Origin of the sequence: Pedobacter sp. AK017, assembly GCF_014200825.1 — a bacterium.
GTDB classification, from domain to species: domain Bacteria; phylum Bacteroidota; class Bacteroidia; order Sphingobacteriales; family Sphingobacteriaceae; genus Pedobacter; species Pedobacter heparinus.
In genome coordinates this window covers 1-4,573 of record NZ_JACHCW010000039.1, presented here as the reverse complement: position 1 = coordinate 4,573, position 4,573 = coordinate 1, and the positions used below count along the sequence as shown (strand labels likewise).

Here is a 4,573-nt window from a genome sequence, read left to right as displayed (position 1 = left end):
GAAGGCCTGGAAAAAACGGTAGCCTGGTACCTGGAAAATGAAGAATGGCTTTCCAACGTAACTTCGGGGAATTATCAGGCTTATTATGATACACAATACAATAATAATTAATGGAAATATTAGAAACAGCACTACAGGGTTGTGTGATCATCAAGCCTAGAATATTTGAAGACAGCAGAGGATATTTTTTTGAAAGTTTTAATGCTGGAGCATTTGAACGTTTAACTGGGATGTCGGCTAATTTTGTACAGGATAATCAAAGTTATTCTTCTTATGGTGTGATAAGAGCACTCCATTCTCAAATAGGAGAACATGCTCAGGCTAAATTGGTTCGGGTCTTACAAGGAGAAGTCCTAGATGTCGCAGTGGATATCAGACCTGAATCTACAACTTATGGTAAACATATAGCAATTCGGTTGAGTGCGGAAAATAAATTGCAATTGTATATACCACGAGGGTTTCTACATGGATTTGCTGTTTTAAGTGAAACCGCAGAGTTCTTCTATAAATGTGATAACTTCTATAATAAGGATGCTGAACAAGGATTCCACCTTGCATCTCCTGATCTGAATATAAATTGGATCATTAATGAAAATGATAGGAGAATCGCAGATAAAGATCTTTTATTGCCTTTTTTTAATTTAAAAAGATGAATTTATGAAAGGAATAATTTTAGCAGGGGGAAGCGGAACCAGATTGCATCCTTTAACGCTCTTAATGAGTAAACAAATGATGCCGGTTTACGATAAGCCTATGATTTATTACCCCCTGTCAACATTGATGCTAGCAGGAATAAGGGAGATTTTAATCATATCTACTCCACATGATCTTCATAATTTTGAAAAATTGTTAGGTGATGGGCGAAATTTAGGATGCGAGTTCTCTTATGCAGTGCAAACAGAACCAAATGGGTTAGCTCAAGCATTTGTAATTGGAGCTGATTTTATTGGTATGGATAAAGTAGCGTTAGTTTTAGGAGACAATATATTCTATGGAGATGGGTTGGCGAAGTTACTACAAAACAGTGCAAATCCGGATGGAGGAATTGTTTTCGCATATAGAGTTTCGGACCCTGAACGTTATGGGGTCGTTGAATTTGATCAAGATAAAACCGCAATTTCCATAGAAGAGAAACCATTATTGCCAAAATCAGACTATGCTGTACCAGGATTATATTTCTATGATAATAGTGTTGTAGAAATCGCTAAAAATATTAAGCCATCTCCACGTGGAGAATATGAGATTACAGACGTAAATAAAGTTTACCTGGAGAACGGCAAGCTGAAGGTCGGGGTATTAAGTAGAGGGACAGCCTGGTTGGATACGGGAACATTTGGGTCATTAATGCAGGCTGGACAGTTTGTTGAGGTAATAGAAGAACGCCAAGGCTTAAAAGTTGGCTGCATTGAGGAAGTGGCTTACAGAATGGGATTCATTGATGAAGAACAACTTCGTTCAGTTGCAAATCCATTAGTGAAAAGTGGTTATGGTAGTTATTTGTTGAGATTAATTAAATAGACGCTCCTCCATTTTTTTTATGGTAGACTTGGTATGTACTTCATATAGGACAAACGTTTGATTTAGGAAAATTAAGCTGTTTTTGTAAACTGGTATTTGGATTTTTGTAAATTAATCGGCAGCATTTTTGATATCTAAAAGTATGATTTAGTATTAGTTTCAAATTCAACTAAATGGAAGTTAATTGTTTGGCAATATTATTGCTGACAAAGATGTTGAACTATAAATAATCTGAAGCAATGCAATTGAATTTCTTATCTTTAGCTCCTGATCGTATAAGAAAATCATTCTTGAATCCAAGTTTTAAGAATCATCAGCGTGTTTCAACCAATCATATGACTTTTAAAAGAACTGAAGCTTATTATAATAAAGCCAGAAAAAGAATTCTCTTTGTAAATCCTGGCGTAGTATGTAAGGAATTATTTCAGGAATCGAAATTTAGCCAAAATTTTAAATCTATCTTGTTTACTTGGGATAAAAAGCACGTTGATCTTGTTAAATATATCAAAAGATTAAAAATTAAAAAGATAGTTATTGAATCGTCTGGGCAAATTGTTATACCGGACCATTTTATCCAACAACTGGTTAGCGCACGACTTGAGGGCCTGGAAATATATGATAGCGTGGCATTTTACGAAAAGATAACAGGTAGAACACCTATAGTTCATCTGTCAGCGGATTGGTATTTGAATGATGATATCTTTTCAATAAATACAAGTACATGTTCTTATAAATTAAAAAGAGCCTTTGATATAGCGATTTCATTAACATTAATACCTTTTGCATCATTTTTTGTTTTATTGGGGGCATTAGGTATAAAACTTAGTTCTAAAGGTCCTATATTATTTAAGCAAGCTCGAATAGGAAGAGGTGGAGTGCCGTTTATTATGTTTAAACTTAGGACTATGCGTATTAATAGTACTGATAAATCACATACAGTAAAAAATGACGCGAGAATAACCAGAGTTGGGAAAATTTTAAGACTTACAAAAATAGATGAATTGCCACAATTAGTAAATATATTGCGAGGAGAGATGAGCTTAATAGGGCCCAGGCCCGAACAACATGATATTGTTGAGCAATTCAAGATTGAAAATCCATATTATGATCTTAGGCATATTATTAGACCTGGGGTAACTGGTTGGGCTCAAGTTAATAGACCGAAAGCTACTCCTCTTGAAAATCTTGAAAAGCTGGAATATGACTTGTTCTACGTCAAAAATCTTTCTCCTATTATTGACGCTAGAATTTTTTATAAGACAATTAAGGTGATAATGACTTTAGACAGTAATTAGTATTAAATGATAAGAGTCAAGAAGTTAATGATGAATGTGTTGCGATTATCTGTTGTATTGTTAATTTGCCCACTATTTACTAAATCTCAAAATAAAACGCCCAATGTAAATATCCCTTATTCTTATCAATTTTATCAGAAACTGAACGGATCAGTCTACAATATAAATAGTAGGACACATTCTGCCCTCAAAGGTTTTTATTCCGATGATTCTTTACTCGTAAACCGGTACCAAAGCTTAATGTGGATGGGTATAGATTCGCTGAATAAACATTCCTGGGTACGCAGAAAGCTTACCGATGAGCACTTACTTAATTTTAAAGGGAATGACTATACGGTTTACGCAGATTTTTTGCCTGATTTTCAGATAGGCAAAGATTTTAAAAACAGCAATGCGACGTGGAAGAATACAAGAGGTTTTCAAATTGGAGGTACTGTAGGGGATAAGTTTTCTTTTTATACCAATGGGTTTGAGAACCAGGGTATATTTGCCAATTACATTACGGATTTTATCAACACGAATGGAGTAGTGCCAAGCGAGATGACAGGCAAATTGGACAAAAAAACAAAAGACTGGTCTTACGTTACAGCTTTACTTTCATATACTCCAAATAAACATTTGAACATTGCCTTAGGTTATGACAAAAACTTTATCGGCGATGGTTATCGATCTATGTTATTGTCTGATGTGGCTGCTAACTATTCTTTTTTAAGAGTTAGAGCGAGTTTAGGCAATGTGCAGTATCAAACCATCTTAGGCTATATGCTGGATCCGGGCGCTGAGAAGTTAACTAATGACAGACGTTTAGGTGATAGAGGCAAATGGGCAGCTATGCATTACATTGACTGGAATGCTACCAACCGGTTTTCTATAGGGTTTTTTCAGGCGGTAACCTGGGCTGATGCAGAACCAGAAGGTAAACGAGGCTTTGATTTCAACTATATCCATCCCTTTATCTTCTTGAGATCTGTAGAGGGGGCAAATACAACTTCTCCCGATAAAATGCGATTGGGTATCAATGCCAAATATGAGATTCTGGATAAAACAACTGTCTATGGACAATTCATGATTGATGAGTTCACAGCAAAGGAATTTTTTGGCAACAAAGGTTATTGGGCTAATAAATGGGCTTTGCAATTAGGATTCAGGGGCTCGGATCTGTTTAAGGTTGAAAACCTGAATTACCTGGCCGAGTTCAATACCGCAAGGCCATATACTTATGCGCATTTTGACCGGGTTTCTAATTACGCAGCCATGAACCAGCCATTGGCACATCCCTTTGGGGCGAATTTTAAAGAGGTGCTGGGAATACTGAATTACAGCTACAAAAGATTTGACCTGCAAGGTCAGCTGATGTATGCGCGTTATGGATTAGATCCGGATGGCATGAACTATGGTAAAGATATTTTTAAAGGGTACAATGCAAGAGTAACCGATTATGGCAATAGAATAGGCCAGGGCATCGGCACCAATCTATATTTCGCCGAAGGCAGGGCCTCTTATCTGCTCAATCCCAAATACAACCTGCGTCTGGAGCTTGGTGGTGTATTAAGAAGAGAAACTAATGTTGTGAAAAACACTAATACTGCTTTATTCACTTTAGGTCTGCGCAGCACTTTCAGGAACCTATACCAGGATTTTTAAATTTATAATCTTATCAAAACCAATTATTTAAAATGTCGTATTTATTTACATCAGAATCTGTTTCCGAAGGTCATCCGGATAAGATAGCAGATCAGATCTCAGACGCCCTTATCGAT

Annotated in this window: 5 protein-coding genes; all 5 read left to right on the top strand. The window is 36.2% G+C overall.

Going from position 1 to position 4,573, the window contains the following annotated elements:
• The first annotated feature begins 110 nt into the window (after window positions 1–110).
• Window positions 111–653, top strand: coding sequence for a dTDP-4-dehydrorhamnose 3,5-epimerase (gene rfbC, locus HDC92_RS24880; RefSeq protein WP_183877572.1), 543 nt, complete (start codon window positions 111–113; stop codon window positions 651–653).
• Window positions 654–657: 4 nt separating this feature from the next.
• Complete coding sequence (rfbA, locus tag HDC92_RS24875) at window positions 658–1,518, top strand: glucose-1-phosphate thymidylyltransferase RfbA (RefSeq protein ID WP_183877571.1); 861 nt, start codon at window positions 658–660, stop codon at window positions 1,516–1,518.
• A gap of 239 nt (window positions 1,519–1,757) precedes the next feature.
• Window positions 1,758–2,813, top strand: coding sequence for a sugar transferase (locus tag HDC92_RS24870; RefSeq protein WP_183877570.1), 1,056 nt, complete (start codon window positions 1,758–1,760; stop codon window positions 2,811–2,813).
• 246 nt (window positions 2,814–3,059) lie between these two features.
• Window positions 3,060–4,457: a gliding motility protein RemB gene (locus tag HDC92_RS24865; RefSeq protein ID WP_255484673.1), complete on the top strand. Its 1,398-nt coding sequence runs from the start codon at window positions 3,060–3,062 to the stop codon at window positions 4,455–4,457.
• A gap of 32 nt (window positions 4,458–4,489) precedes the next feature.
• Window positions 4,490–4,573 (top strand): S-adenosylmethionine synthetase N-terminal domain-containing protein (locus HDC92_RS24860; protein ID WP_183877573.1); only part of this gene is annotated, 84 nt, incomplete at its 3' end.